Below are 24773 nucleotides of genomic sequence, written 5' to 3' on the forward strand. Positions count from 1 at the left end.
CGTGGCGCGGAGCACACCGGTGGCGTCCGTCTCGCCGCCCGGTGGCGGGCGTCCCCTCCGGCGTGTGTCCGGGAGGGCGGTCGCGACGGCGCCGCGGCCGTGTCCCAGCGGGCGAAGGACTGCCGCCGGGGACGGGCGGTGCGGCGCGGAGACCCGCCGTTCCCGCGCTTCTCACGGTCGGCACTCAGGGAACTCCCAGGTCCGCTTCCTACCGTCGTGTCCATGACGAACACCACCGACCAGAGAACCGCGCGTGCCCGGCACCGGCCGGCGCGCACGAAGAAGGCATGGATCGCGGCGGCCCTGTCTGCGATCCTCGTGATCGGCGGGTGCGCCGCCACGGGCTCCGCCGACGGGGCCCCGGCCGCGACCACGTCCTCGACGGCGGACGCGGCGGCCCCGGCCACGACGAGCGACGAGACGGTCACCGCCACCGCGGCGGCGGCCGGGGCGTTCCTGGAGACGCTGTCGGACGAGCAGCGCGAGCAGCTGGTCCACGCCTACGACGACGGGTCCAAGACCACGACGTGGTCGAACTTCCCGGTCACGTTCGTCGACCGGGCCGGGCTGGACCTGGACGACCTGACCGGGGAGCAGCGGGCGGCGGCCATGGAGGTCCTGGAGGCCCTGCTGAGCGAGGAGGGGTACGAGACCGTCACCGGCATCATGGGCGGCGACGAGTTCCTGGCGGAGCACAGCTCCAGCACCGAGGACTCGCTGGGGCGGTACTACATCGCCTTCTTCGGCGACCCGTCCGACTCCGGCGCCTGGCAGGTGCAGTTCGGCGGACACCACCTGGGCCTGAACGCCACGCTGGACGGCTCCGACGACACGGTCACGTTCGCACCCACCCACCTGGGCTCCCAGCCCGCCGTCTACACGAACGAGGAGGGCGAGGAGGTCCGGCCGCTCGCGGGCATGTACGAGACGGCCTTCGCCTTCTACGACAGCCTGACCGAGGAGCAGAAGGCCGACCTGTACCAGGGGTCGGAGGTCCGGAACCTGACCTGTGCGCCCGGCGGGACCTGCTCGTACCCGACGGGGACCGGTCTGGCCGGGGCGGACCTGACCGACGAGCAGAAGCGGCTGCTCCTGGACGTGGTCGCGAACTGGGTGGGGCTGGCCGACGGGGAGACCACGGCCGCGGCCCTGGCCGAGATCGAGGCGACCCTGGACGAGACGTACGTGAACTGGTCGGGGGCCACCGAGTACGACATGTCCCGGGGCGACGGCATCTACTTCCAGATCTCGGGGCCGGACGTCTACGTGGAGTTCGCCGACCAGCAGGGGTCGGCGGGCGCCGACGTGGACGGGTACACCACGTCCGGGTGGGGCCACATCCACACCGTCTACCGCGACCCCGCCAACGACTACGCCGACAGCGTCACCCAGCAGGAGGCGACCGGCACGGGCGGTCCCGGGGAGGGCGACCCTGGAGAGGGCGGTCCCGGAACGGGCGAGCCGCCCTCCGGGACCCCGGGGGACGGCGCGCCCGGCGACGAGGGGTGACCGGCGGCGGAGCCGTGTTCCACCCGGGCGGGGGCGGCGGGGGTCCGGGCCGGTCCCCTGGCCGCCCGCCCGGCGCGGGGGCTCCCGGCCGGGCTACTCCGCGGGCGGGACGTCCCCGGCGAGGGCCTGCACGTCCGCGTAGGAGACGGCGCCGGGCAGCGGCAGCCCGTCGCGGACGGCCAGGGCTGTGTCCACGGCGCGACCGAGGGCGGCCCGGTAGAGCAGGGAGCCGGTGCTGACCCGGGCCACGCCCAGCTCCCCCAGCCGGCGGAGGTCGAGCGCCGGGGTGGCCAGGACGTTGAGGGGCAGGGCGATCTCGACGGCGACGGCCTCGATGGCGCCGGGGTCCGCGAGCCCGGGCGCGAACACGCCGTCCGCTCCCGCCTCGGCGTAGGCCGCGAGCCGGGCGAGCGTGTCGTCGAGGTCGGTGCCGCCGAGCCAGTGGACGTCGGTGCGGGCGTTGACGAAGACGGCGGGGGCCGCCTCCTTGACGGCGGCGATCTTGCGGGCGGCCGCCTTGGGGTCGACCAGTTCCCCGCGGGTGCTGTCCTCGATGTTCACCCCGTCGACGCCCAGTCCGGCGACGAACTCGGCGACGGCGGCCGGGTCGTCGGAGAACCCGTCCTCGATGTCGACGGTCAGGTACCGGCCCAGGCGCGCGCCGACCAGGTCGCGGGCGAGGCGGGCGGTGGCCTCCCCGCCGCTGCGGGAGGCGTCGGCCAGGCCGTGCGCGGCGGCCACGCCCAGGCTGGTGGTGCCGACCGCGGGGAAGCCCTCGCGGGCGAGCAGCCGGGCCGAGGCGACGTCCCAGGCGTTGGGCAGCACGAACGGTCGGCCGGGCCGGTGGAGATCTGCGAACGTCACGGGGCGCGCACCTCTCTGCGGATGGTTCCTGCTGCGGTACCGGCCATGCTAGACGGCGGGGCCGGCGCTCCCCCGCATCACCGCCGCCGGACGCTCAGGCGTCGGGGCGCGCGACAGCACGTGGATGCCGCCCACCGGGGAGAGCCCGTCGACGGCGGCCACGACGGCGTCGCGCCCGGACCTGGCCGCGCGCAACCGCTCGGCGAGGCGGTCCCACTCCGCGCGGCCGGTCATCGGGGCTCCCGGGGCGCGTAGGGGAAGACCTCGGCGTAGCGGGCGTACACGGCGTCGAGGCCGTGGGCGTCGCGGAAGTCCAGGAAGGCGTTCAGGGCCTCGAACAGCGTCTCGACCGCGACGGCGTCGTCGGCGGGGTCCTCGAACGGGGGCAGGACCGCCTTCCTGTCGGGCTCGTCGGGGAAGGCGCGCCACAGCACCAGGGCCTTCCAGGTCAGGTTGCTCCCGAACCCGAGGTCGGCGGCGAGCCATTCCCGAAAGCCCGTCAGCGGCCCCTCCGGGGTCGCGGTGCCGTATCCGACGAAGAAGGCTAGGACCTCGCCGAAGGAGCGGCCGAATCCGAAGGCTCCGGGGTGGTCCCGGATGGTGTCGAAGAGCGTGCGGGGGTCGGTCAGGGACATGGGGTCTCTCCGTGGTGGGGGCCTCGCCGCCAGTGGCCGAAGCCGGGGCGCCACCAGTACAGCTCGGTGCGGTCGGCGGGCCAGGGCACGCGGGGGTCGGCGGCGAGCTCGATGTCGTCGATGAGCAGGTCGATGTGGCGGAATCCCCGGTCGCGCGCGTCGTGCTCCGTCGCGGGCCGGGCGCGGGCGCGGCCGGTCTCGCGGGACACGCCGTGGGCGGCGTAGTGGCGCTGGGCCTCCAGCAGTGACGACCGGTTCGCGCCTCCCCCGGACAACGGCCACCGCAGCTGGACGGGGTCGTCCTGCCAGCGGCAGATCGGGCAGATGCCGTGCCCTCCGGGCCCGTCCCCGTGCACGAGGTACCCGCAGCACGGGCACGGCCACGGCCCGGACCCGTTCCCGGGCGGGCGGGGCTCGGGGGGCATGGGGGCGCTCGCTTTCGGTCGGGGGTCGCAGCGTACCGCCGGGGGCGGGAGGGCGGCGAGGAGCCGGACCGAAAGGGGGCGCGCAGCAGGGCCGAATCCCGGGTCCCGCCGGGCGCGGGGCAGGGACGAAACACCACAGAGAACCACGAAGCTCCGCCCCCGGCGGGGCGCGGCGGGTGGGCTCTTGGCTCCGGCCACCGGCGACCAGGAGGATGTCCCAAGCAGGGCGCACGCCCGCGAGGAGAGGAAGGGGACCGCGATGGCCGGTGCCACACGGAGCGCGCTTTCGGACCGACTCATCGGCTCCAAGATCCGCGGGGATCTGGCCGAGCGACTGGGCCTGCCCGAGGAGGCGATCTCGGTCGAGAGCACCGGGGGCCGCGTGACCCTGTCCTCGGTCCTGCCGGTCACCGAGGAGCAGCGGCGCGAGGCGATCGAGATCGCCGCCGCCACCCACGGGGTGACCGGCGTGTCCGCCGAGGGCCTGGACGTGGAGCGGGCCCCGCGGCAGCGTTCCGCCGACTGACGCCGCGGGGCCGGGCCCGGAGGCCGGGGCGCCTCAGCCCTCGATCTCGGAGCGGTCGCCGCCCCAGAGGGTGTGGAAGACCCCCTCGCGGTCGGTGCGGCGGTAGGTGTGCGCGCCGAAGTAGTCCCGCTGGCCCTGGGTGAGGGCGGCGGGCAGCCGGTCCGCGCGCATCCCGTCGTAGTACGCCAGCGCCGCGGCGAACCCCGGCACCGGCACCCCCTCGGCGACGGCGAGGGACACGACGGACCGCCAGTCGTCCTGGGCCCGGCCGATCTCCCGCGCGAACTCCGCGTCCGACAGCAGCGACACCAGTCCCGGGTCGGCCTCGTAGGCGGCCGTGATCCGGTCCAGGAACGCGGCCCGGATGATGCAGCCGCCGCGCCAGATCCGGGCCACCGCGCCCGCGTCGATCCCCCAGCCGTACTCCGCGCTCGCGGCGGCGATCTGGTGGAACCCCTGCGTGTACGACACGATCTTGGACGCGTACAGCGCCTGCTCCACCCGGTCGGCGAACGCCTCGGCCCGCTCCGGCGGCAGCGGCCGGGCCGTCGGCCCCGGCAGCCCGCGGGAGGCGGCGCGCAGGTCGGCGTGGCCCGACAGCGACCGGGCGAACACCGCCTCGGCGATCCCCGACACGGGGACGCCCAGGTCCAGGGCGGTCTGCACCGTCCAGCGGCCGGTGCCCTTCTGCTCGGCCCGGTCCTGGACCACGTCCACGAAGGGCTTCCCGGTGGCGGCGTCCACGTGGGAGAGCACCTCGGCGGTGATCTCGATGAGGTAGGAGTCGAGGCGGCCGGTGTTCCAGCGCCGGAACACGTCGGCGATCCGCGCCGGGTCGTACCCCGCGATGTCGCGCAGCAGCTGGTAGGCCTCGCCGATGAGCTGCATGTCGGCGTACTCGATGCCGTTGTGCACCATCTTGACGAAGTGCCCGGCGCCGTCGGGGCCGACGTGGGTGACGCAGGGCGCGCCGTCGTCGGCCCGGGCGGCGATCCTCTCCAGCATCGGGCCCAGGGCCTCGTAGGACTCCGCGGACCCGCCGGGCATGATGCTGGGCCCGTTCAGGGCGCCCTCCTCGCCGCCGGAGACGCCGGTGCCGACGAAGTGGATGCCGCGCTCGCGCAGTTCGCGCTCGCGGCGCCGGGTGTCGGCGAAGTGCGCGTTGCCGCCGTCGACGATCATGTCGCCGGGCTCCAGCAGCGGGGCGAACTCGGCGATCACCGCGTCGGTGGGCTCGCCCGCCTTGACCATGACGACGAGGCGGCGCGGCCGCTCCAGGGCCGCCACGAACTCCTCGGCGGTCTCCGTCGCGACGAAGTCGCCTTCGCCGCCGAACTCCTCGACGAGGGCGCGGGTGCGCGCCGCCGTCCGGTTGTGCACGGCCACCGTGTAGCCGTTGCGCGCGAAGTTGCGTGCGAGGTTGCGCCCCATCACCGCGAGGCCTGTAACACCGATCTGAGCCGTACTGCCCATGTTCGTCCGCTCCTGGACCGAGAACCCGAATCCTCTCGACGGAGCGCCGCCCGGCGGGCCGTGGCGCGATCCGCCCGTACCCCTGGGACCCTACAAGCGCCCGCCGCCGCGGCGCGGTGTCCACGCGCCGGTGGCCCGGTGTGAAACGCCACCCCGGCCGCCGGAATCCCGGCGGGCGCGGCGGCGTTCCCCGCCGGATCCGGGGCTCGGGACCGCCCTCGTGGCGATCGGCGCCCGGATCGCGCAGGATGGGTGACCGGTGCGGGCGGACCGCCGCCCGCACGGCACCGACCGCAGACCGTTCGGAAGGCTCCTCTCTTGACCGCGACTCCACGGACCGCACCGCCCCTGCGCATCGGCCTGGGCCTGGCCGCCGTCGGGCGGCCCGGCTACATCAACCTGGGCCGGGACACGGACCTGCCCGCCGTGCGCTCGCCCGAGGCGCTGCGGGAGCGGGCGTTCGCCCTGATGGACGCCGCCTACGAGCGCGGCGTGCGCTATTTCGACGCCGCCCGCTCCTACGGCCTGGCCGAGGAGTTCCTGGCCGGGTGGCTGGCGGCCCGGCCCCGGGTCGCGGACGTGGTGGTCGGCAGCAAGTGGGGCTACACCTATACCGCCGGCTGGCGCACCGACGCCGACGTCCACGAGGTCAAGGACCACGGCGTCGCCGAGTACCGCCGCCAGCTCGCCGAGACCCGCGCGCTGCTCGGCGGCCGGTTGGGTATCTACCAGGTCCACTCGGTGACCCCCGAGAGCCCGGCGCTGGGCGACACCGGGCTGCACGGGGAGCTGGCCCGGCTGGCCGCCGAGGGGGTGACCGTCGGCCTGTCCACCAGCGGCCCCCGCCAGGCGGAGACCATCCGCGCGGCGCTGGAGGTCACGGTGGGCGGGCGGCCCCTGTTCAACAGCGTGCAGAGCACCTACAACGTGCTGGAGCGCTCCGCGGGCGAGGCGCTGGCGCAGGCGCACGCCGAGGGCCGCACGGTGATCGTCAAGGAGGCCATGGCCAACGGCCGCCTGGCCGGGCCGCACCTGGCACCGGAGCTGGAGCCGGTGGCGCGGATCGCCCGCGAAACGGGTACGACGAGTGACGCCGTCGCGTTGGCGGCCGTCATCGCGCAGCCCTGGGCCGACATCGTCCTCTCCGGGGCCGCCACCGTCGACCAGCTCGCCGCCAATCTCCGCGCCGCCGACATCGTCCTGGACCCCGGACAGCGGGACCGGCTCGCCGCGCTGGCCGAGCCCGCCGACGCCTACTGGGCGCGGCGGTCCCGGCTGGCCTGGCACTGAGACCCGCCCGACCGTCCCCACACCGAACGGAGCACCGATGACCCACTTCCTGCCGTCCGCCGACCCGGTCGCGACCGCCGCGCGCGGGCTCGCCCTGGCCCATCCCGGCCTGATCGAGGTCCACGAGGACCCCCTGTTCCTGCGCGCGAGGACCCGCGCCCCGGGCCGCGCCGTCGCGCTGGTGTCGGGCGGCGGCTCCGGGCACGAGCCGCTGCACACCGGCCTGCTGGGGCCCGGCGGCCTGGACGCCGTCTGCCCGGGCGCGGTCTTCGCCTCCCCGCACAACCGGCAGATCCACGCGGCCTGCGCGGCCGTCGCCGGGGACGGCGGGGTCCTGCTCATCGTGAAGAACTACACCGGCGACGTCATCAACTTCGGGATCGCCGCCGAGCGCCTGCGCCACGAGGGGGTCCCGGTCGCCACCGTCCTGGTCGACGACGACCTGGCCACCGACGGCGAGGACTCCGCGACCGGCCGCCGCGGCACCGCGGCGACCGTCGTGCTGGAGAAGCTGCTCGGCGCCCGCGCCGACCAGGGGGCCGGGCTCGACGAGCTCGCCGACCTGGGCGCGCGGATCGTGGCGCGCTCGCGCAGCATCGCGGTGGCCGCCCGGGCGCAGACCTCCCCGGCGACCGGGGAGCCCGCCTTCGCCCTGGACGCCGGGACCCTGGAGTACGGGGTGGGGATCCACGGAGAACGCGGCACGGGCACCGTCGAGCGCCTCCCCGTCGAGAAGCTGGTGGAGCGCATGGCCGACGACCTGCTCGCGGCCCTGCCCGCCGGGCAGGAGCGCGTGCTGGCGCTGGTCAACGGCCTGGGCGCCACCACCGGCCTGGAGCTGCACGCCGTCGGCTCGCTGCTGTACGACGCGCTGTCCGCGCGCGGCGCCGAGCCCCTGGCGGTGGTGCCCGGGACCTTCACCGCGGCCCTGGACATGTCCGGGTTCTCCCTCACCCTGACCCGGATGGAACCGGAGTGGGTGCAGCTGTGGACCGCGCCCTCGGACACCCCGCTGGTGCTCCCCTCCCGCACGCTGACGGCGGAGGCCGCGGCCGGGGCGGTGGTGCGGCCCGGGCCGGCCCCGGAGGCTGGGGACGCCGCCGACCCGTCCGGCCGGACCGTCCTGGACCGCTTCGCCGAGGCCGTCGCGGAGTCGCGCGACGACCTCACCGCGCTCGACCAGCTCGTCGGCGACGGCGACTTCGGCGACAACCTCCTGGGCGGGGTGCGCCGGGCTCAGGCCCTGGACGGGGCGGCGAGCGGCGGCATGGGGGCGCTGGCCCGGGCGTTCCTGGACGACGTGGGCGGTACCAGCGGGCCGCTCTTCGGCCTCCTGTTCCAGCAGCTCGGCGCGGTGTCCTGGCCGGAGGAGGGGGTGCCCGACGCGCGCTCGGCGGCGGAGGCCGCGGAGGCGGGCCTGGCCGCCGTCCGGCGGGTGGGCGGCGCCGAGGTCGGCGACAGCACCCTGGTGGACGCGCTCGCGCCCGCCGCACGGGCGCTGGGGGACGCCGCCCGGGACGGGGCGGACGCCCCCTTCAGCGCTGCGGCCGAGGCCGCGGCCCGGGGTGCGGCGGGCACAGCGGACCTCACCCCGCGGCGCGGCCGCGCCAGCTACGTGGGCGAGCGCGCCGTCGGGGTCCCCGACCCCGGTGCCCTGGGGGTGGCGCTGCTGTTCCTCGTCCTCGCGCGGGTCTACGAGCCGGAGGCGGCCGCGGGCCTGCCCGGCCTGCGGGAGGTCGCCGGCCGCTGACCGGGCCGGCCGGACGCGCCGGGGCGGGCCCCCTCCCCTTTCAGGGGGCCCGGCCCCGGCCCGTCATCCCCGGTGGTCGTGCAGTCCGAGCAGGTCGATGGCGGCCTGGCGCATCTCGACCTTGCGGACCTTGCCGGTGACGGTCATGGGGAACGCGTCGACGACGTGGACGCGGCGCGGGACCTTGTAGTGGGCCAGCCGCCCCTCGCAGAACTCCGCCAGCGCCCGCTCGGTGAGGGGTTCGGCGCCCGGGCGCATGATCACCCAGGCCATGAGCTCCTCGCCGTACTTGCGGTCGGGGACGCCGATGACCTGTACGTCCGCGATGTCGGGGTGGGTGTACAGGTACTCCTCGACCTCGCGGGGGTAGATGTTCTCGCCGCCGCGGATGACCATGTCCTTGATCCGGCCGACGATGTCGACGTAGCCCTCGTCGTCCATGACGGCCAGGTCGCCGGTGTGCATCCAGCGGGCGGAGTCGATGGCCTCGACGGTCTTGTCCGGTTCGTCCCAGTAGCCGAGCATCACCGAGTACCCGCGGGTGCACAGCTCCCCCGCCTCGCCGCGCGGCGCGGCGACGGTGGTGCCGGGGCGGACCACCTTCACCTCCAGGTGCGGCATGACCCGGCCGACGGTCTCGGTGCGGCGGCGCAGGTCGTCGTCGCGGCGGGTCATGGTGGACACCGGGGAGGTCTCGGTCATCCCGTAGCAGATGGCGACCTCGGCCATGTTCATCTCGCCGACGACCCGCTTCATGACCTCCACCGGGCAGGGCGAGCCCGCCATGATGCCGGTGCGCAGGGTGGACAGGTCGTAGCGGGCGAAGTCGGGGTGGTCGAGCTCGGCGATGAACATGGTCGGCACCCCGTACAGGGAGGTGCAGCGCTCGTCCTGGACGGCGCGCAGCGCGGCCGCGGGGTCGAACGCCGCGGAGGGCAGCACCATGCACGCGCCGTGGGAGGTGGCCGCCAGGTTGCCCATGACCATCCCGAAGCAGTGGTACAGCGGGACGGGCAGGCAGACCCGGTCGTGTTCGGTGTAGCCCAGGCCCCGGGCGACGAAGTACCCGTTGTTGAGGATGTTGTGGTGCGACAGGGTCGCGCCCTTGGGGAACCCGGTGGTGCCCGACGTGTACTGGATGTTGACGGGGTCGTCGCAGGACAGCTCGGCGGCGCGGGCGTCCAGGGCGCCGGGGTCGACGGTGCTCCCGGCCTCCACCAGGGCGTCCCAGTCGGGGGTGCCGATGAACACGGTCTCGGTGAACCGGATCTCGGCGAGCATCGCCCGGTAGTCGCTGGACCTGTGCGCGGTGGCGGCGACCATGAGCCGCATGCCGGACTGGCGGACCACGTAGTCGAGCTCGTGGGAGCGGTAGGCGGGGTTGACGTTGGTCAGGACCGCCCCGATGCGCGCGGTGGCGTACTGGGTGAGGACCCATTCGGCGTTGTTGGGGGACCAGATGCCGACCCGGTCGCCCCGGGCGACGCCGCGGGCCAGCAGGCCCCGGGCCACCGCGTCGACGGCCGCGTCGAACTCGGCGTAGGTCCAGCGGCGGCCGGTCTCGGCCTCGACCAGCGCTTCGCGGTCGGGGTGGCGGGCGGCGGTGCGCGCCAGGTTCGCGCCGATGGTGTCGCCCAGCAGGGGGGTGTCGGAGGTCCCGGACGCGTAGGAGAGTCGTGTGTCGCCCATGGGGCCGAGCATCGGGCACGCCGCCGGGGCCCGCCACCCCCTTTCGGGGGTGGTCGCCCGGCGGCGCCGGTGTGTAATCCTGGTCACACGGCCGTTCCGGCCGCCGTCCGCACGGCGGGAGGCGGCGGCCGTGCCCCGTGCCGACGGGGCGTCCGCCCGCACCCGCCGCGCCCGGTGGCCCACAGGAGGATCCGATGGCCCTCGCGCATCTCCCGTCCGGTTCCCTGGTGCCCCGGGCGTCCGTGCTCGTCCGCGCCGCCCTGGGCCGGGCGCGGCGCACCACCGGCCTGCCCGTGCTGTTCGGCGGCACGGCGGCGCCGGAGCGGACGGCGGTGCGGCTGACCGAGATCGCGGGGGCGCGCACCGACGCCCTGCGGGGGCTGGTGATCCGGGGCGGCAGCGGCCTGGGCGGGCGGGTGCTGGTCACCAGCCGGCCGGGCAGCGTGGACGACTACGTCGCCGACCGGCGGATCAGCCACGAGTACGACGCGCCGGTGGGCGCCGAGGGGCTGCGCGCGGTCGCCGCGGTGCCGGTCGTGGTGGCGGGGTCGGTGGCGGCGCTGCTGTACGGCGGGGTGCGCGAGCCGCTGCCGATCGGCGCGCGCACGGTGGCCGCGCTGGAGCACGCGGCATCCCGGCTGGCCGCCGAGCTGGCGGTGCGCGCGGAGGTGGAACGCCGGGTGGCGGGGGTGGAGACCGCCGAGATCACGCGGGCGGCGCGCGACCCGCGTACGGGGCCCGACTGGGAGCGGCTGCGCGAGGCGCACGCCGAGCTGCGGGCGATCGCCCAGGAGGTGACCGACCCGGAGCTGCGCGACCGGCTGCGCGGCGTGTGCGACCGGCTGTCCGGCCCGACCCCCGGGCGGGCGCCGGCCCCGGCGCTGGCGCCGCGGGAGGTGGACGTGCTCGCGCTGGTGGCCGTGGGCTGCGGCAACGCGGAGGTGGGCCGCCGCCTGGGACTGGGCGCGGAGACCGTCAAGAGCTACCTGCGCGGCGCGATGCGCAAGCTCGGCACCCACACCCGGATGGAGACGGTCGTGGCGGCCCGCCGGGCGGGCCTCCTGCCCTGACCGGCGCTCACGGGGACTCGGCCGGGGGCGCCTCGGCCAGCGACACGCTGTTGCCGTCGGGGTCGCGGGCGACGGCGTGCCGGACGCCGTTGCCGTAGGTCTCCACCGGTTCGTGGCCGGCGCCGTGGGCGGTCAGCCGCGCCAGGATCCGGTCGAGTCCGGTGACGCCGAGGGTGAGGATGCCGCCGCCGGCGCGGTCGGGGTGGGCGGCGACGACGACCCAGGCCGCCTCGTCCACCCGCCACATCGTCTCCTCGCCGACCACCTCGTCGGCGGGTCGGCCGAAGAGCGCCGTGTACCAGCCGAGCGAGGCCTCCAGGTCCGTGACCGGCAGGACCGCGTACAGGTGGGTCATCGAGGCCATGGGCGTCCCCTCTCTCCGTTCGCCGGCGGCGCCGGGCGCTCCGGCCCCCGGAGGGCGCAGGCTACCGCAGGCCGCCGACACCGGCCCGGGCGCCCCGCGGGGTGCCCGGGCCGGACGGGTCAGAAGGGGTAGTCGGGGATGTCGGGGCGGACGGTGAGCCACTGGGTCTCGGTGAACGCCTCGATGTTGGCCTGCGCCCCGCCGAACCGGGAGCCGGTGCCGGAGTCGCGCCACCCGCCGAACGGGGCGTTGGCCTCGTCGGCGACGGTGTGCTCATTGATGTGCAGCTTGCCGGTGTCGATGCGGTCGGCGATCCGCATGGCCTCGCCGACCTCGCCCAGCAGGCTGACCGACAGCGCGTACTCGGAGTCGTTGACCAGCGCGACCGCCTCCTCCGGGGTGGCGAACGGCAGCACCGGGGCGACCGGGCCGAACAGCTCCTCCCGCCAGGCGGGCATGTCCGGGGTGAGGTCGCACAGCACGGTCGGCCGGTAGAACAGCCCCTCGAAGGTGCCGCCCGCGGCGAGCCTGCCGCCCGCCTCGACGGTGGCGGTGACGATGCCGTGCACCCGCTCCAGCTGGCCCCGGTCGATGATCGGCCCCAGGGCGACCGACCCGGCGGCCGGGTCGCCGACGGGCAGGCGGCCGGCCCTCTCGGCCAGCGCCGCCACGTACTCCTCGTACAGGGACTCGTGGACCAGGTGGCGGCCGGTGCTCATGCAGATCTGGCCCTGGTGCAGGAACGACCCCGTCGCCCCGGCGGAGACGGCCCCGGCCAGGTCCGCCCCGGGCAGCACGACCTGGGCGTTGTTGCCGCCCAGTTCCAGGTGGGCGCGCTTGAGGTGGCGGGCGGCGGCCTCGCCCACCCTGCGGCCGGCCGGGGTGGAGCCGGTGAAGGACACCACGCGCACCGCGGGCGCGGTCACGACGGCCTCGCCCACGTCGGCGCCGCCGGGCAGCAGCTGGAGCACCCCCGCCGGCAGCCCGGCCTCCTCGAAGACGCGGACGATGGACACCCCGCCCGAGACGGTGGTGCGCGGGTCGGGCTTGAGCAGGACGGCGTTGCCCAGGGCCAGGGCGGGCGCGACCGAGCGGATGGCCAGGATGAGCGGGAAGTTGAACGGGGCGATGACGCTCACCACCCCGGCCGGGCGGCGGCGGGCGAACGACCAGTGGTCGTCGTTGGAGGTGAGGACGTCGCCGTGCGGGTGGGTGGGCAGGGCGGCCGCCTCGTGGCATTCGGCGGCGGCGATGGTCGTCTCCATGGCGGCCTTGGGCGGGATGCTCCCGGCCTCCCTGACGATCCAGTCCCGGATCTCCTCGGCGTGCCGCTCGAACAGGTCCCCGGCGCGGCGCAGCACGGCGGCGCGCTCGGCGGGGGTGCGGGCGGCCCACGCGCGGCGGGCGCCGTCGGCGCGCTCGGCGGCCTCGGCGACGTCGGCGGCGGTGGCCAGGCCGACCTCGCCCAGGGCCTCGCCGGTGGCGGGGGCGGTGACGGTACGGGTGGCGGGGGCGGGCCGCCAGCCGTCGGTGTGGATGCGCGACGACCAGCGGCCGTCCGCCAGCAGGGTCTCGGTCATGGGTACGGGCCTTCCCGGGGGGTGGTGGGGACGGTTTCGGTCAGTCGGCGTGCAGGACGACGGCCAGTCCCTGGCCGACGCCGATGCACAGGGCGGCCAGGCCCCAGCCGCCGCCGCGGCGGCGCAGCTCGTGGGCGAGGGCGCCCAGGACGCGGGCGCCGGAGGCGCCCAGGGGGTGGCCGATGGCGAGGGCTCCGCCGTTCGGGTTGACGATCGCCGGGTCCAGTTCGCTCCAGGAGCGGATGCAGGCCAGGGCCTGGGCGGCGAAGGCCTCGTTCAGCTCCACGACGGACAGGTCGCCCCAGCCGATCCCGGCGCGCTCCAGGGCGATCTCGGCGGCGCGGACCGGGCCGATGCCGAACACGTCGGGGTCGACCCCGGCCGCGCCGCGTCCCGCGATGCGGGCCAGCGGCCGCACGCCCAAGGCCTCGGCGGCGGAGGTGTCGCCGATGAGCAGGGCGGCGGCGCCGTCGTTGAGGGGGGAGGCGTTGCCCGCGGTGATGGTGCCGTCCTCCCGGAAGGAGGGCTTGAGGGCGGCGAGCCTGTCGGCGGAGGTGGCGCGGACGGACTCGTCGCGGTCGAGCGCGGCGCCGGGCACCTGGACGATCTCGTCGTCGAACACGCCCTGCTCCCAGGCCCGGGCGGCCCTGGTGTGGCTGGCCAGGGCGAAGGCGTCCTGGTCGTCGCGGCCGATGCCGTGGGCGGCGGCGAGTCCCTCGGTGGCCTCGCCCAGCGACACGGTCCACCGGCCGGGCATGCGCGGGTTGACCATGCGCCAGCCCAGGGTGGTGGAGTGCAGGGCGGCGTCGGCGGCGGGGAAGCCCTTGGCGGGTTTGGGCAGCACCCAGGGGGCGCGGCTCATGGACTCCACTCCCCCGGCCAGGACCAGGCGGGCGTCGCCGGTCTGGACGGCGCGGGCGGCCTGGATCGCGGCCTCCATGCCCGAGCCGCACAGGCGGTTGACGGTGACGCCGGGGACGGTGGTGGGCAGCCCGGCGAGCAGGGCGGCCATGCGGGCGACGTTGCGGTTCTCCTCCCCGGCGCCGTTGGCGTTGCCCAGGACGACCTCGTCGACGGCCCCGCCCTCCAGGGCGGGGGTGCGTTCGACCAGGGCGCCGACCACGTGGGCGGCGAGGTCGTCGGGGCGCACCCCGGACAGGGCGCCGCCGTAGCGGCCGAAGGGGGTGCGCACCGCGTCGAGGATGTGGACGTCGGCCATCACCGGGCCCCCGTTCCGGTCAGGGAGCGCAGCACCGACAGCTCGGTCGTGGTGGGCTCGGGGGTGGTCTCCGGGTCCGGGGCGACCCTGAGGTCCCAGCCGGTGGCGGCGCGCACCTCGTCGACGGTCACCCCGGGGTGCACGCCGGTGAGGACCAGTTCGCGGGTGTCGGGGTCGGGTTCCAGGACGCCCAGGTCGGTGATGACGCGGGTGGGGCCCCGGCCGCGCAGGCCCAGGCGCTCGCGGTCGCCGGGGCCCGAGCCGTGGCCGACGGAGGTCACGAAGTCGACCCGGTCGACGAACGCGCGCGTGCTGTGCCGGACGATGATGACGACCTCCCCGCAGGAGGCGGCGATCTCGGGGGCGCCGCCCGCGCCGGGCAGGCGCACCTTGGGGTCGGCGTAGTCGCCGATGACGGTGGTGTTGATGTTGGCGTAGCGGTCGATCTGGGCGGCGCCCAGGAAGCCGACGTCGATGCGCCCGGCCTGGAGCCAGAGGTTGAACACCTCGGGCACGGAGACGACCGCGTCGGCGCTCTCGGCCAGCACGCCGTCGCCGATGGACAGCGGCAGGTGGGCGGGGACGGTGCCCAGGGTGCCGGACTCGTAGATCATCCACAGGCCCGGAGCGTGGGTGCGGCGGGCCAGGTTGGCGGCGGTGCTGGGCAGGCCGATGCCGACGAAGCAGGACATGCCGTCGCCCAGGGCGCGGGCCGCGGCCACGGTCATGATCTCGTCGGAGGTCCAGTCGGAGGTCCGGGTCGCGGTGGTCACAGGGCGGTCCCCTCGGGGGTGGCGGCGGGCGCGGTGGCGGTGAGGTCGGCGAGCCAGCGGGTGAAGGCCTCGCGGTCGCGGCCGACGGCGTCCCAGGACCTGTACGCCTCGTTGTCGCGCTCGTAGTAGCCGTGCGCGTAGGAGGGGGCGGCGCCGCCGGGGACGACGCTGACGCGGTCGACCACCCGGGCGGGGAGGACGACCTGGCCGGGGACGGGTTCGAGGGTGTCGACGACCTCCTCGACGGTCACCAGGACCCGGTCGGCGGCCAGGGCGGCCTCCTTCTGGATGCCGATGATGCCCCACATCTGGACGTTGCCCGCGCGGTCGGCGCGCTGGGCGTGGATGACCGTGACGTCGGGGTTGAGGGCGGGGACGGCGGCCAGCTCCTGCCCGGTGAAGGGGCAGACGACGGTCTTGATGTGGGGGTTGTGCGCGACCAGGTCGGTCCCGCTGTAGCCGCGCAGGACGGCGAAGGGCAGTCCGGAGGCGCCGGCGAGGTAGCGGTTGGCCATCCCGGCGTGGCTGTGCTCCTCGATCTCCAGGGGGACGGGCCAGCCGGTGGTGACGGCGTCGCGGAACCGGTGCAGGGAGCCGACCCCGGGGTTGCCGCCCCAGGAGAACACGAGCCTGCGGGCGCAGCCGGCGCCGATCATCCGGTCGTAGACGATGTCGGGGGTCATCCGGACCAGGGTGAGGTCGCGCAGCCCCTGGCGGATGATCTCGTGCCCGGCCTCGACGGGGATGAGGTGGGTGAACCCCTCCAGGGCGACCGTGTCGCCGTCGTGGACGAGTTCGGCGATCGCCTCGTCCAGTGGCGCGATCATGAAGGACCTTCCGTTCGTATAGCGAACCATTGTTCTCAAAGCGAACAACTGAGGAGACCGTAACGCCGCCACCGGAGATCCGTCAAGGTCGCGCGCCCCCGGCGGGGCGGGGCGGGCACGCGGAAGGGCGCCGCGGCCCGGCCTCCGCCGGGGCGCGGCGCCCCCCTGCCCGCGGACCGGGGCTCCCGGGCCGGTCCGCGGGCGCCCTCAGGCGCGCCCGCCGCGTTCGAGCTCGTGGCGCAGGCCCTCCAGCTCGGCGCCGCCGGACATCTGGTGGACCAGGTCCTCGGGCCGGACCTCGGAGCGGGCGGCGTCCAGCACGACCTCGCCCAGGTCGAGCACCACGAAGTGGTCCCCGACCAGGTGGGCGTGGTGCGGGTTGTGGGTGATGAACACGACCCCCAGCCCCTCCTCGCGGGCGGCGGCGATGTACTTGAGCACCATCCCCGACTGCTTGACGCCCAGGGCGGCGGTGGGCTCGTCCAGGATCAGCACCCGCGCGCCGAAGTACACGGCCCGGGCGATCGCCACCACCTGGCGCTGGCCGCCGGACAGCTTCCCCACGGGCGCGTCGATGTCGGGCAGGACGATGCCCATCCGGCGCAGCTCGGCGTCGGCGATCCGCCGCATCCCCGCGGCGTCCGCCATCGAGAACGGGCCCCACCGCAGCAGCTTCTCCTTCCCGAGGAAGAAGTTGCGCCACACCGGCATCAGCGGCGCCATCGCCAGGTCCTGGTGGACGGTGGCGATGCCCAGATCGCGGGCCTGGCGCGGGGAGGACAGGGCGACCTCCCGCCCGTCCACCCGGTACACCCCGGTGGTGGGCGGGTGCAGCCCGGCGATGATCTTGATCAGCGTGGACTTGCCCGCGCCGTTGTCGCCCAGGATGCAGGTCACCTCCCCGGCCCGCACCACCAGGTCCACCCCGGTGAGCGCCCGGACGGTGCCGAAGGCCTTGCCGACCCCGGCCAGTTCCAGCAGAGGCGCGTCGGTCATGTCGTCCCCCTGTCGGCCTGGGCGCGGAACCACGCGTTGAGGACGACGGCGGCCAGCAGCATCGCGCCGACGAAGAACATCACCCAGTAGTTGTCCCAGCCCGCGTACACGATGCCCTGCCGGGTCATCCCGTAGATGAGCGCGCCGACCGCCGCGCCCACCACCGTCCCGTACCCGCCGGTGAGCAGGCAGCCGCCGACCACCGCCGCCATGATGTACAGCAGCTCGTTGCCGATGCCCTCGCCGGACTGGACGGTGTTGAACGCGAAGAGCAGGTGCATGCCGGAGAACCAGGCGAAGAACCCCACCGTCATGAACAGCCCGATCCTCACCCCCGCCACCGGCACGCCCATCGCCCGGGCGGCCTCGGCGTCACCGCCCACGGCCTGGATCCAGTTGCCGACCCGGGTACGCAGCAGCACCCAGGTGGCCAGCGCGGTGAACAGCGCCCACCACAGCACGGTGACGCGCAGGTCCAGCCCGCCCACCGGGAAGGACGACGCGAACACCGCCCGGGCCGAGGCGAACCCGTCCATGTCGGAGATGTTCCGGGTGGACACCCCGTCGACGACGATGCGGGTGATCGCGACGTTGAGCCCTTGGAGCATCAGGAACATCGCCAGCGTCACCAGGAAGCTGGGCAGCCGGGTGCGCACCAGGATCCACCCGTTGAGGAACCCGATGCCCAGCGACACCGCCAGCGCGATCGCCACCCCGGCCCACACGTTGAGCCCGAACCACCAGGCGGTCATCGAGGCGGTGAGCGCCGAGGAGACCACCGCGACCCCGGCCGACAGGTCGAACTCGCCGCCGATCATCAGCAGCGACACCCCGACCGCCATGATGCCGATGGTCGACGCGGCGTACAGGACCGTGCCCATGGCCGAGGCGGTGCGGAAGGGCTCGGCCACGGCGAAGAACACCGCGAACACCACCGCCGCGCCCAGCAGCGACCCCAGTTCGGGCCGGGTGGCCAGGCGGCGCAGCGGCGACCGGCGGTTCGGCCCCGCCGCGCCCTGTCCCCCGCCCGCGGCGGGGTCCGGCGCCCGGAGCGCCTCCGTGCCCGCCATGGCTACCGGGTCCCCCTCTCCGCGTACTCGGCGACCTGCTCGATGTTGGTCCCGTCGATGAACGCCGGGCCGGTCAGGACGGCCTCGCCGCCGCCGAGGGTGTTGCCGTTGGTGTTGAACAGCCACAGGGAGTCGACCGCCAGATAGCCCTGGAGGTAGGGCTGCTGGTCGACGGCCCAGGCGACGTCGCCGGCGCGGACCAGTTCGACGAGTTCGGCGCTGGTGTCGAAGGTGGCCACGGTGGCCTGGGACCCCGCGTCGGCGACGGCGTCCACGGCGGTGACGGCGATGGGCGCGCCCAGGGCCGCCACGTGGTCGACGTCGGCGGACTCCTCCAGGCGGGAGGAGACGGTGGAGCGCACCTCGGGCATGTTGGCGCTGTCGACGTACAGGACCTCGGACTCGCCGTCGAAGGTCTCGGCCAGTCCCTCGCAGCGCGCCTCCAGGGAGACGTTGCCCTGCTCGTGGATGACGCAGACGGCGTTCCGGGCCCCCTCCTCGTTGAGGCGCTCGCCGTAGGCCTCCCCGGCCAGGCGCTCGTCGGTGCCGAAGTACTGCTGGACGCCCATGTCCTGCCACTGGTCCATGCCGGCGTTGAGGGCGACCACGGGGATGCCCGCCTCGGTGGCGGCGGTGACGGCGTCCCGCATGGCGTCGGGCGAGGGCAGGGTGACGGCGATGCCGTCGACGCCGCGGTCGACGGCGTTCTGCACGAGGTTGGCCTGCTCGGAGGCCTCGGGGTCGGCGGTGTACTCCAGGTTCACGCCGCTCTTCTCGGCCGCGGCCTCGGCGCCGGTGCGGACGATGTCCCAGAAGGTGTCGCCCTGGACCTGGTGGGTGATCATCGCGATGGTCAGCTCGGGGGCCGGGGCGCCGTCTCCGGCGGGTTCCCCGCGTCCCCCCTCGGAGCTGCACGCGGTGGCGGCCAGCAGTGTCGCGGCGGCCAGGGCCAGTGAGGTGCGGGGTTTCGGGCGTTGCATGGGTCGTGGGCCCTCTCGGTCGGGGGACGGTTCGGTGGTGCGGCGGGCCGGGTCAGGGCCTCCTCTGGCGGCGGGCGCCCAGGCCGCAGGAGTTGAGGTAGCGGCGGGTGCGCTCGGCGATGGGCGCGGGCACGTCGGGCTCGCACGGGTACAGGTCCTGTTCGACGATGACGAACAGGCGGGCGTCGACCTCGCGGAGCGCTTCGATGACGGCGGCGGGGGCGGGCTCCCCGGCGGGCGGTTCCACGCACACCCCCAGTTCGACGGCCTCGCCGAAGGACAGGCCCTCGGCGTGGACGCGGCGCAGGACCGCCGGGTCCATCTGCTTGATGTGGACGTAGCCGACGCGTTCGGCGTAGCGGTGGATCAGGTCCACGGCGTCGCCGCCACCGTAGGCCACGTGCCCGGTGTCCAGGCACAGCGACACCAGGTCGGAGTCGGTGGCGTCGAGGAAGCGCTCGATCTCGGGCTGGGTGAGCACGTGGGTGTCGGCGTGGGGGTGCAGGCACAGCCGCACGCCGTAGTCGCCCAGGAGCATGCGGCCCAACTCGTCGGCGGTGGCGGTGAGCTCGGCCCACTGGCGGGCGTCCAGGTGGGGCGGTTCGGTGTAGGCGCCGGTCTTCTCGTCGCGGAACATGGGCGGGATCAGCACGAGGTGGCGGGCGCCCACGGCGGCGGTGAGCCCGGCGACGGCGCGCACCACGGCCACGGTGTCCTCGCGGGCGCGGGGGTCGTGGAGGTTGCCGAACGCGGTGCCGCCGCTGACCTTCAGCCCCCGGCGGCCCACCTCGTCGGCGAGCCGGTCGGGGTCGGTGGGCAGGTAGCCGTAGGGGCCCAGTTCGAGCCATTCGTAGCCGGTGGCGGCGAGCTCGTCGAGGAAGCGGTCCCAGGGGACCTGGCGTTCGTCGTCGGGGAACCACACCCCCCAGGAGTCGGGGGCCGATCCCAGGATCAGCCGGTCCTGGGCGGGGCCGGTGGCCTCTGTCATCCGTTCGGTCCCTTTCTGAAGGCGATGGGCTACAGGTGGTGGCGGCGGGCGGTGCGGGCGCGCTCGTAGGCCTCGCGGGCCCGGCGCGTGGTGTCGAGCTCGGAGGTCTGGGCGACGGGCACGTCCCACCAGGCGCCGGAGTCGGGCCCGGGGGCGCGGGGGTCGGTGCGCACCTCGATGACGGTGACCCCCGTACCGTCGCGGGCGCCGCGCAGGGCGTCGCGCAGGTCGTCCAGGGTGCGGGCGCGGACCGCGCGGGCGCCCAGGGAGGCGGCGTTGGCGGCCAGGTCGATCGGCAGCGGCGGTCCGTCGTCGCGCCCGGTGACGGGGTCGCGGCGGCGGTGGGCGGTGCCCAGGCGCTGGGAGCCGACCGACTCCGACAGCCCGCCGATGGAGGCGAAGCCGCGGTTGTCCACGACGACGACGGTGACCTTGAGGTCCTCGGCGACCATGGTGGCGATCTCCTGGGCCATCATCAGGTAGGAGCCGTCGCCGACCAGGACGACGACCTCCCGGTCGGGGGCGGCCATGCGCACCCCCAGCCCGGCGGCGACCTCGTAGCCCATGCAGGAGTAGGCGTACTCGACGTGGTAGGCCTTGGGGTCGCGGGCCCGCCAGAGCGCCTGGAGGTCGCCGGGCATGCTCCCGGCGGCGTTGACCACCACGTCGCGGTCGTCGAGGACGTCGTTGAGCACGCCCAGGACGGCGGTCTGGGCGAGCAGGCCGTCGGCCGCCGGGGCGCGGTGCAGGCGGTCGACCTCGGCGGCCCAGTCCGCCGCCAGCTCCCGGGCGCGGCGTTCGTGCGCGGCGGGGACGCGGTACCCGTCCAGGGCGGCGCGCAGGGCGGCCAGGGCCTCGCGGGCGTCGGCGACCACGGTGTGGGCGCCGAGCTTGACCGCGTCCGCGCGGGCGATGTTGACGTTGACCAGCCGCACGCCGGGGTCGCCGAACACGCTGCGGCTGGCGGTGGTGAAGTCGCTGTAGCGGGTGCCCACCCCGACGACCACGTCGGCGTCGGCGGCCAGGGCGTTCGCGGCGGCGGTCCCGGTGGCGCCCAGCCCACCGACCGAGCACGGGTGGTCCCAGGGCAGGGCCCCCTTGCCGGCGTGGGTGTCGGCGACGGGGATGCCGGTGGCCTCGGCCAGCGCCCGCAGCTCGGCCGCCGCCCCGGAGTAGACCACCCCGCCCCCGGCGACCAGCAGCGGGCGCCGCGCGGCGCGGACCGCGGCGGCGGCTCGTTCCAGGGCGGCGGTGTCGGGGCGGGGCCGGTCCACGTGCCAGACGCGGTCGCGGAAGAACGCCTCGGGCCAGTCGTGGGCCTCGGCCTGCACGTCCTGGGGCAGGCACAGGGTGACGGCGCCGGTCTCGGCGGGGTCGGTGAGCACCCGCATCGCGGCCAGGGCCGCGGGGACCAGCTGTTCGGGCCGGGTGACGCGGTCCCAGTACTTGGAGACCGGGCGCAGGGCGTCGTTGACGGTGGCGTCCCCCGCCCGGGTGTCCTCCAGCTGCTGGAGCGCCGGGTCCACCGCGCGGGTGGCGAACATGTCCGAGGGCAGTAGCAGGACCGGGAGCCGGTTGGTGGTGGCCAGGGCGGCCCCGGTGACCATGTTGGTGGAGCCGGGCCCGGTGGAGGCGGTGCAGGCGAAGGCCGACAGCCGGTCGCTCGCCTTGGCGTAGGCGGTGGCCGCGTGCACCATGGCCTGCTCGTTGCGGGCCGGGTGGTAGGGCAGGTCGGCCTCGCCGGTGACGGCGGCCTGGAGCAGGGCCTGGCCCAGCCCGGCGACGTTGCCGTGGCCGAAGACGCCCCACACCCCGGCGATGAGGCGGCGGCGCCCGCCGTCGCGTTCGGTGTACTGGGCGGCCAGGAACCGGACCAGTGCCTGGGCGGTGGTCAGGCGCACGGTGTCCCCGCTCATCGGCCCTCCCCCGGCCCCTGGGCGGTGCACAGCGGCAGCCGCGGGTCCGTCGGCAGACCGGCCCAGGTGTCGCGGACCCAGCCGTGGGCGGGGTCGTCGGTGATGTGCCAGGCGCGCTCGTCGCCCGGCCCGGCCATGACGTTCAGGTAGTACAGGTCGTAGCCCGGGGCGGCCATGGAGGGCCCGTGCCAGCCGTGCGGGATGAGGACGACGTCCTCGGAGCGCACCTCGGCGAGCAGGTCGGCGGGCCGGTCGTGGTCGCCGTAGACCCGCTGGTAGCCCATGCCGGGGCCGCGGGGGCCGCGGGCGACCTCGAAGTAGTAGATCTCCTCCAGCTCGCACTCGGTGCCGGTGGCCTCGTCGTGCTTGTGCGGCGGGTAGGAGGACCAGTTGGCGGCCGGGGTGAGGACCTCGCAGCAGATGAGCCGGTCGGCCTCGAAGCTCTCGGGGGTGCACAGGTTGTTGACCTGGCGGGAGGCCTGACCTGCGCCGCGCAGCTCCACCGGGACCTTCTCGGCGGGCCCGTAGCGGGCGGGCAGGCGCCGCTCGCAGCGGGCCGAGGGCAGGGCGAAGCGGCCGCCCCCGGCGGAGGCGACGGTCGCGTGGGCGTCCCGGGGTAGGTAGGCGAAGTCGCTGACCCGCGAGAACACGTCCCTGCGGCCGGTCAGCCCGAACACCTCCCCCTCCCCGGTGGTGACGGTGCAGCCGCCGTCCAGGGGCAGGACCAGGGTCTCGGCCCCGCCGGTGGCGATGCGCGCGCTCGCGCCCGGGGCCAGGTGCAGCACCCGCAGCCCGGAGTAGGTCCATCCGGCGGCCTCGGGGGTGACGACCGTGCGGAAGGGCGGCGCCGCGGTGCTGAGCGCCGGGAGGTGGTGGCGGTGTTCGGTGGATGTCACAGGAGCCCCACTGCGGTGTCGACTGCGGCCTCGACGTCGTCGTCGGCCGGGTACAGGAGTGAACGGCCCACCGTCAGTCCGATGACGGTGGGCAGGGTCAGGGCCTCGGCCCAGCGCTCGTAGGCGGCCTCGGGGTCGGCGGCGGCCTCGCCGCCCAGCAGGACCACGGGCAGGGTGCTGGCGGCGGCGACGCGCTCCATCCCGTCCACCACCGGCAGCTTGAGCCAGGTGCGGGCGGAGGAGTCGCCCAGCCCCGAGGCGATCGCGGCGGCGCGGGCCACCGCCTCGGTGGACAGGTCGTTGCGCAGCACGCCGCCGCTGCGCCGGGAGACGAAGGGTTCGACCATCGCCACCAGGCGGGCGGCGTTGAGCAGGCTCACCGCCCGGCCGCAGTGCTCCAGGACGGGTGCGGTGCGGCCGTCGGCGTAGTCCAGGCGCAGCAGCATCTTGCCGCCCTGGAGTCCGGCGCGGACCAGGCCGTCGGGGGTGTAGCCGGTGAAGCGGTCGTCGACCTCCCAGTCGGCCCCGGCCAGGCCGCCCCGGTTCATGGAGCCGAACACGGACTTGCCGTTCAGGGCGCCGAGCAGCAGCAGGTCCTCGACGAGGTCGGCGGTGGCCAGCACCCCGGTCACCCCGGGCCGGGCCAGGGCGGTGCACAGCCGGTCGAGCAGGTCGACGCGGTCGGCCATGGCGAGCGGGCGGCCCCCGGTGGCCAGGGCGCCGCGGGCCGGGTGGTCGGCGGCGATGATGAGGACCCGCCCGGTGGGCCCGACCGGGGAGGCGGGCCGGGCCCGGTCGGCGGCGGCCCGGGCGATGGCGTCGGGGCGGTGGACCCGGGTGGCGACCAGGTCGCGGTAGCGGTCGGCGATCACGGTGCCTCCCCCGCCGGTCCGCGGTCGGCGGGCGGGGGCTCCCGCCCGGGCTCCCCCAGCAGGTGTCGGACCTCGGCGGTGGTGGGCATGGCGTCGGCGCAGGACAGCCGGGAGGCGACGATGGCCCCGGCGGCGTTGGCGAACCGGGCGGTCTCGGCGACGCCCCAGCCGGCGAGCAGCCCGTGGGACAGGGCGCCGCCGAAGGCGTCCCCGGCGCCCAGGCCGTTGACCACATCCACGGGGACCGGGGGTTCGCGGTGGACGGCCGCGGCGGTCGCGATCAGGACCCCCTCGGGGCCCTGTTTGACCACGGCGGTCTCCAGGCCCAGGTCCAGGCCGCGCCGGGCCGCCTCGTCGGCGTCGCGGGTGCCCACGGCGACCTCCCACTCGTCGAGGTTGCCGCAGGCGGCGGTGACCAGGGGCAGGGCCCTGGCGGCCTGGGCGCGGGCGTCCTCGCGGGAGTCCCAGAACATCGGCCGGTGGTCCAGGTCCAGGACGGTGTGGCCGCGGCGGCCGCGGACGCGCAGGGCCTCCAGGGTGGCGGTGCGGGAGGGCTCCCGGCACAGGCCGGTGCCGGTGACCCAGAACAGGCCGGCCCCGGCGATGGCGCCTTCGTCCAGTTCGTCGGCGCCGATGAGCAGGTCGGGGGCGGGGTCGCGGCCGTAGAAGTACAGCGGGAAGTCGTCGGGCGGGAAGACCTCGCACAGGGTGACGGGGGTGGCGGTGCCCGGGACGGCGCGCACGTGCCGGTCGTCCACCCCGAACCCGGCCAGGGCCCGGCGCACGAACCGGCCCAGCGGGTCGTCGCCCACCCGGGTGAGGACGGCGGCCGAGCGGCCGTGCCGGGCGGCGGCCACGGCGACGTTGGTGGGGCTCCCTCCCAGGTACTTGCCGAAGGAGGTGACCTCGTCCAGGCCCACTCCGACCTGGTCGGGGTAGATGTCGACGCCGACCCGGCCCATGGTGAGGACCTCGGCGGGGGCGGACGGTCCGGCGGGGCGGGGCCCGGTCGCGGGTCCGTCGGGGGCGGTGGTCACGCGGTCTCCTCCCTCTCTGCTCGC

24 protein-coding genes are annotated in these 24773 nt (G+C 75.6%); 5 read left to right on the forward strand and 19 right to left on the reverse strand.

Annotated elements, in window-relative coordinates; genetic code table 11:
• Positions 1 to 222 precede the first annotated feature (222 nt).
• Positions 223 to 1509: a DUF3500 domain-containing protein gene (locus tag K1J57_RS27595; RefSeq protein WP_220561631.1), complete on the forward strand. Its 1287-nt coding sequence runs from the start codon at positions 223 to 225 to the stop codon at positions 1507 to 1509.
• Positions 1510 to 1602: 93 nt separating this feature from the next.
• Here K1J57_RS27595 and K1J57_RS27600 read toward each other — a convergent pair whose 3' ends face one another.
• From K1J57_RS27600 to K1J57_RS34210, 4 genes are read right to left on the reverse strand one after another with little or no spacing between them, the layout of a single operon-like run.
• Positions 1603 to 2373 (reverse strand): isocitrate lyase/phosphoenolpyruvate mutase family protein, encoded by a 771-nt coding sequence (locus K1J57_RS27600; RefSeq protein ID WP_220561632.1) that lies wholly within the window; start codon positions 2371 to 2373, stop codon positions 1603 to 1605.
• Between the two features lie 48 nt (positions 2374 to 2421).
• Positions 2422 to 2607, reverse strand: coding sequence for a hypothetical protein (locus tag K1J57_RS27605; RefSeq protein ID WP_220561633.1), 186 nt, complete (start codon positions 2605 to 2607; stop codon positions 2422 to 2424).
• The gene (locus K1J57_RS27610; RefSeq protein ID WP_220561634.1) at positions 2604 to 3008 is read right to left on the reverse strand and encodes a hypothetical protein; all 405 of its coding nucleotides are present in this window, start codon (positions 3006 to 3008) and stop codon (positions 2604 to 2606) included. Before K1J57_RS27610 ends, K1J57_RS27605 begins: the two co-directional genes overlap by 4 nt.
• A complete protein-coding gene (locus K1J57_RS34210) occupies positions 2999 to 3733 on the reverse strand; it encodes a CPCC family cysteine-rich protein (RefSeq protein ID WP_370634533.1) in 735 nt (244 codons plus the stop codon). Before K1J57_RS34210 ends, K1J57_RS27610 begins: the two co-directional genes overlap by 10 nt.
• Between K1J57_RS34210 and K1J57_RS27620 the strand changes: the two genes are divergently transcribed.
• Entirely contained in the window at positions 3693 to 3959 is a 267-nt protein-coding gene (locus tag K1J57_RS27620; protein WP_220561636.1) for a BON domain-containing protein, read from the forward strand. The two genes, K1J57_RS34210 and K1J57_RS27620, sit on opposite strands and share 41 nt — an antisense overlap.
• Before the next feature lie 33 nt (positions 3960 to 3992).
• Here K1J57_RS27620 and gndA read toward each other — a convergent pair whose 3' ends face one another.
• Positions 3993 to 5432 carry an NADP-dependent phosphogluconate dehydrogenase gene (gene gndA / locus K1J57_RS27625; RefSeq protein WP_220561637.1) on the reverse strand — a complete coding sequence of 480 codons (1440 nt, stop codon included), beginning with the start codon at positions 5430 to 5432 and terminating at the stop codon, positions 3993 to 3995.
• Between the two features lie 318 nt (positions 5433 to 5750).
• On the opposite strand from gndA, the gene K1J57_RS27630 reads away from it, so the two are divergent.
• On the forward strand, positions 5751 to 6722 hold the full coding sequence (locus K1J57_RS27630; RefSeq protein WP_220561638.1) for an aldo/keto reductase: 972 nt from the start codon (positions 5751 to 5753) through the stop codon (positions 6720 to 6722).
• A gap of 37 nt (positions 6723 to 6759) precedes the next feature.
• Positions 6760 to 8472, forward strand: coding sequence for a dihydroxyacetone kinase family protein (locus K1J57_RS27635; RefSeq protein ID WP_220561639.1), 1713 nt, complete (start codon positions 6760 to 6762; stop codon positions 8470 to 8472).
• Positions 8473 to 8535: 63 nt separating this feature from the next.
• On the opposite strand, the gene K1J57_RS27640 is transcribed toward K1J57_RS27635, so the two are convergent.
• On the reverse strand, positions 8536 to 10161 hold the full coding sequence (locus tag K1J57_RS27640) for an AMP-binding protein (protein ID WP_220561640.1): 1626 nt from the start codon (positions 10159 to 10161) through the stop codon (positions 8536 to 8538).
• A 194-nt stretch (positions 10162 to 10355) separates the two neighbouring features.
• Here K1J57_RS27640 and K1J57_RS27645 point away from each other — a divergent pair, with 194 nt between their 5' ends.
• Positions 10356 to 11231 carry a LuxR C-terminal-related transcriptional regulator gene (locus tag K1J57_RS27645; protein ID WP_220561641.1) on the forward strand — a complete coding sequence of 292 codons (876 nt, stop codon included), beginning with the start codon at positions 10356 to 10358 and terminating at the stop codon, positions 11229 to 11231.
• 7 nt (positions 11232 to 11238) lie between these two features.
• Here the strand turns inward: K1J57_RS27645 and K1J57_RS27650 are convergent, their stop codons facing one another.
• From K1J57_RS27650 to iolC, 13 genes are all read right to left on the reverse strand, one after another.
• Complete coding sequence (locus K1J57_RS27650; RefSeq protein ID WP_220561642.1) at positions 11239 to 11595, reverse strand: VOC family protein; 357 nt, start codon at positions 11593 to 11595, stop codon at positions 11239 to 11241.
• 119 nt (positions 11596 to 11714) lie between these two features.
• The gene (locus tag K1J57_RS27655) at positions 11715 to 13175 is read right to left on the reverse strand and encodes a benzaldehyde dehydrogenase (RefSeq protein WP_220561643.1); all 1461 of its coding nucleotides are present in this window, start codon (positions 13173 to 13175) and stop codon (positions 11715 to 11717) included.
• Between the two features lie 40 nt (positions 13176 to 13215).
• Positions 13216 to 14394: a thiolase family protein gene (locus K1J57_RS27660; protein WP_220561644.1), complete on the reverse strand. Its 1179-nt coding sequence runs from the start codon at positions 14392 to 14394 to the stop codon at positions 13216 to 13218.
• Positions 14394 to 15122 carry a CoA-transferase subunit beta gene (locus tag K1J57_RS27665; protein ID WP_220565829.1) on the reverse strand — a complete coding sequence of 243 codons (729 nt, stop codon included), beginning with the start codon at positions 15120 to 15122 and terminating at the stop codon, positions 14394 to 14396. The genes K1J57_RS27660 and K1J57_RS27665 overlap by 1 nt, the downstream gene beginning before the upstream one ends.
• A gap of 41 nt (positions 15123 to 15163) precedes the next feature.
• Positions 15164 to 15994 carry a CoA transferase subunit A gene (locus tag K1J57_RS27670; RefSeq protein ID WP_220561645.1) on the reverse strand — a complete coding sequence of 277 codons (831 nt, stop codon included), beginning with the start codon at positions 15992 to 15994 and terminating at the stop codon, positions 15164 to 15166.
• 207 nt (positions 15995 to 16201) lie between these two features.
• Entirely contained in the window at positions 16202 to 16990 is a 789-nt protein-coding gene (locus tag K1J57_RS27675; RefSeq protein WP_220561646.1) for an ATP-binding cassette domain-containing protein, read from the reverse strand.
• Positions 16987 to 18060, reverse strand: coding sequence for an ABC transporter permease (locus tag K1J57_RS27680; RefSeq protein WP_220561647.1), 1074 nt, complete (start codon positions 18058 to 18060; stop codon positions 16987 to 16989). Before K1J57_RS27680 ends, K1J57_RS27675 begins: the two co-directional genes overlap by 4 nt.
• 2 nt (positions 18061 to 18062) lie before the next feature.
• Positions 18063 to 19040 carry a sugar ABC transporter substrate-binding protein gene (locus tag K1J57_RS27685; protein ID WP_220561648.1) on the reverse strand — a complete coding sequence of 326 codons (978 nt, stop codon included), beginning with the start codon at positions 19038 to 19040 and terminating at the stop codon, positions 18063 to 18065.
• Between the two features lie 52 nt (positions 19041 to 19092).
• Positions 19093 to 20028, reverse strand: coding sequence for a TIM barrel protein (locus K1J57_RS27690; RefSeq protein ID WP_220561649.1), 936 nt, complete (start codon positions 20026 to 20028; stop codon positions 19093 to 19095).
• 29 nt (positions 20029 to 20057) lie between these two features.
• On the reverse strand, positions 20058 to 21944 hold the full coding sequence (gene iolD, locus K1J57_RS27695) for a 3D-(3,5/4)-trihydroxycyclohexane-1,2-dione acylhydrolase (decyclizing) (RefSeq protein ID WP_220561650.1): 1887 nt from the start codon (positions 21942 to 21944) through the stop codon (positions 20058 to 20060).
• A complete protein-coding gene (iolB, locus tag K1J57_RS27700; protein WP_220561651.1) occupies positions 21941 to 22840 on the reverse strand; it encodes a 5-deoxy-glucuronate isomerase in 900 nt (299 codons plus the stop codon). Before iolB ends, iolD begins: the two co-directional genes overlap by 4 nt.
• Positions 22837 to 23712 carry an aldolase gene (locus tag K1J57_RS27705; protein WP_220561652.1) on the reverse strand — a complete coding sequence of 292 codons (876 nt, stop codon included), beginning with the start codon at positions 23710 to 23712 and terminating at the stop codon, positions 22837 to 22839. The genes iolB and K1J57_RS27705 overlap by 4 nt, the downstream gene beginning before the upstream one ends.
• Positions 23709 to 24674, reverse strand: a complete 966-nt coding sequence (gene iolC, locus K1J57_RS27710) for a 5-dehydro-2-deoxygluconokinase (protein ID WP_220565830.1) — start codon at positions 24672 to 24674, stop codon at positions 23709 to 23711. The genes K1J57_RS27705 and iolC overlap by 4 nt, the downstream gene beginning before the upstream one ends.
• Positions 24675 to 24773: the final 99 nt, after the last annotated feature.

This window comes from Nocardiopsis sp. MT53 (assembly GCF_019598965.1).
Lineage (GTDB): Bacteria > Actinomycetota > Actinomycetes > Streptosporangiales > Streptosporangiaceae > Nocardiopsis > Nocardiopsis changdeensis.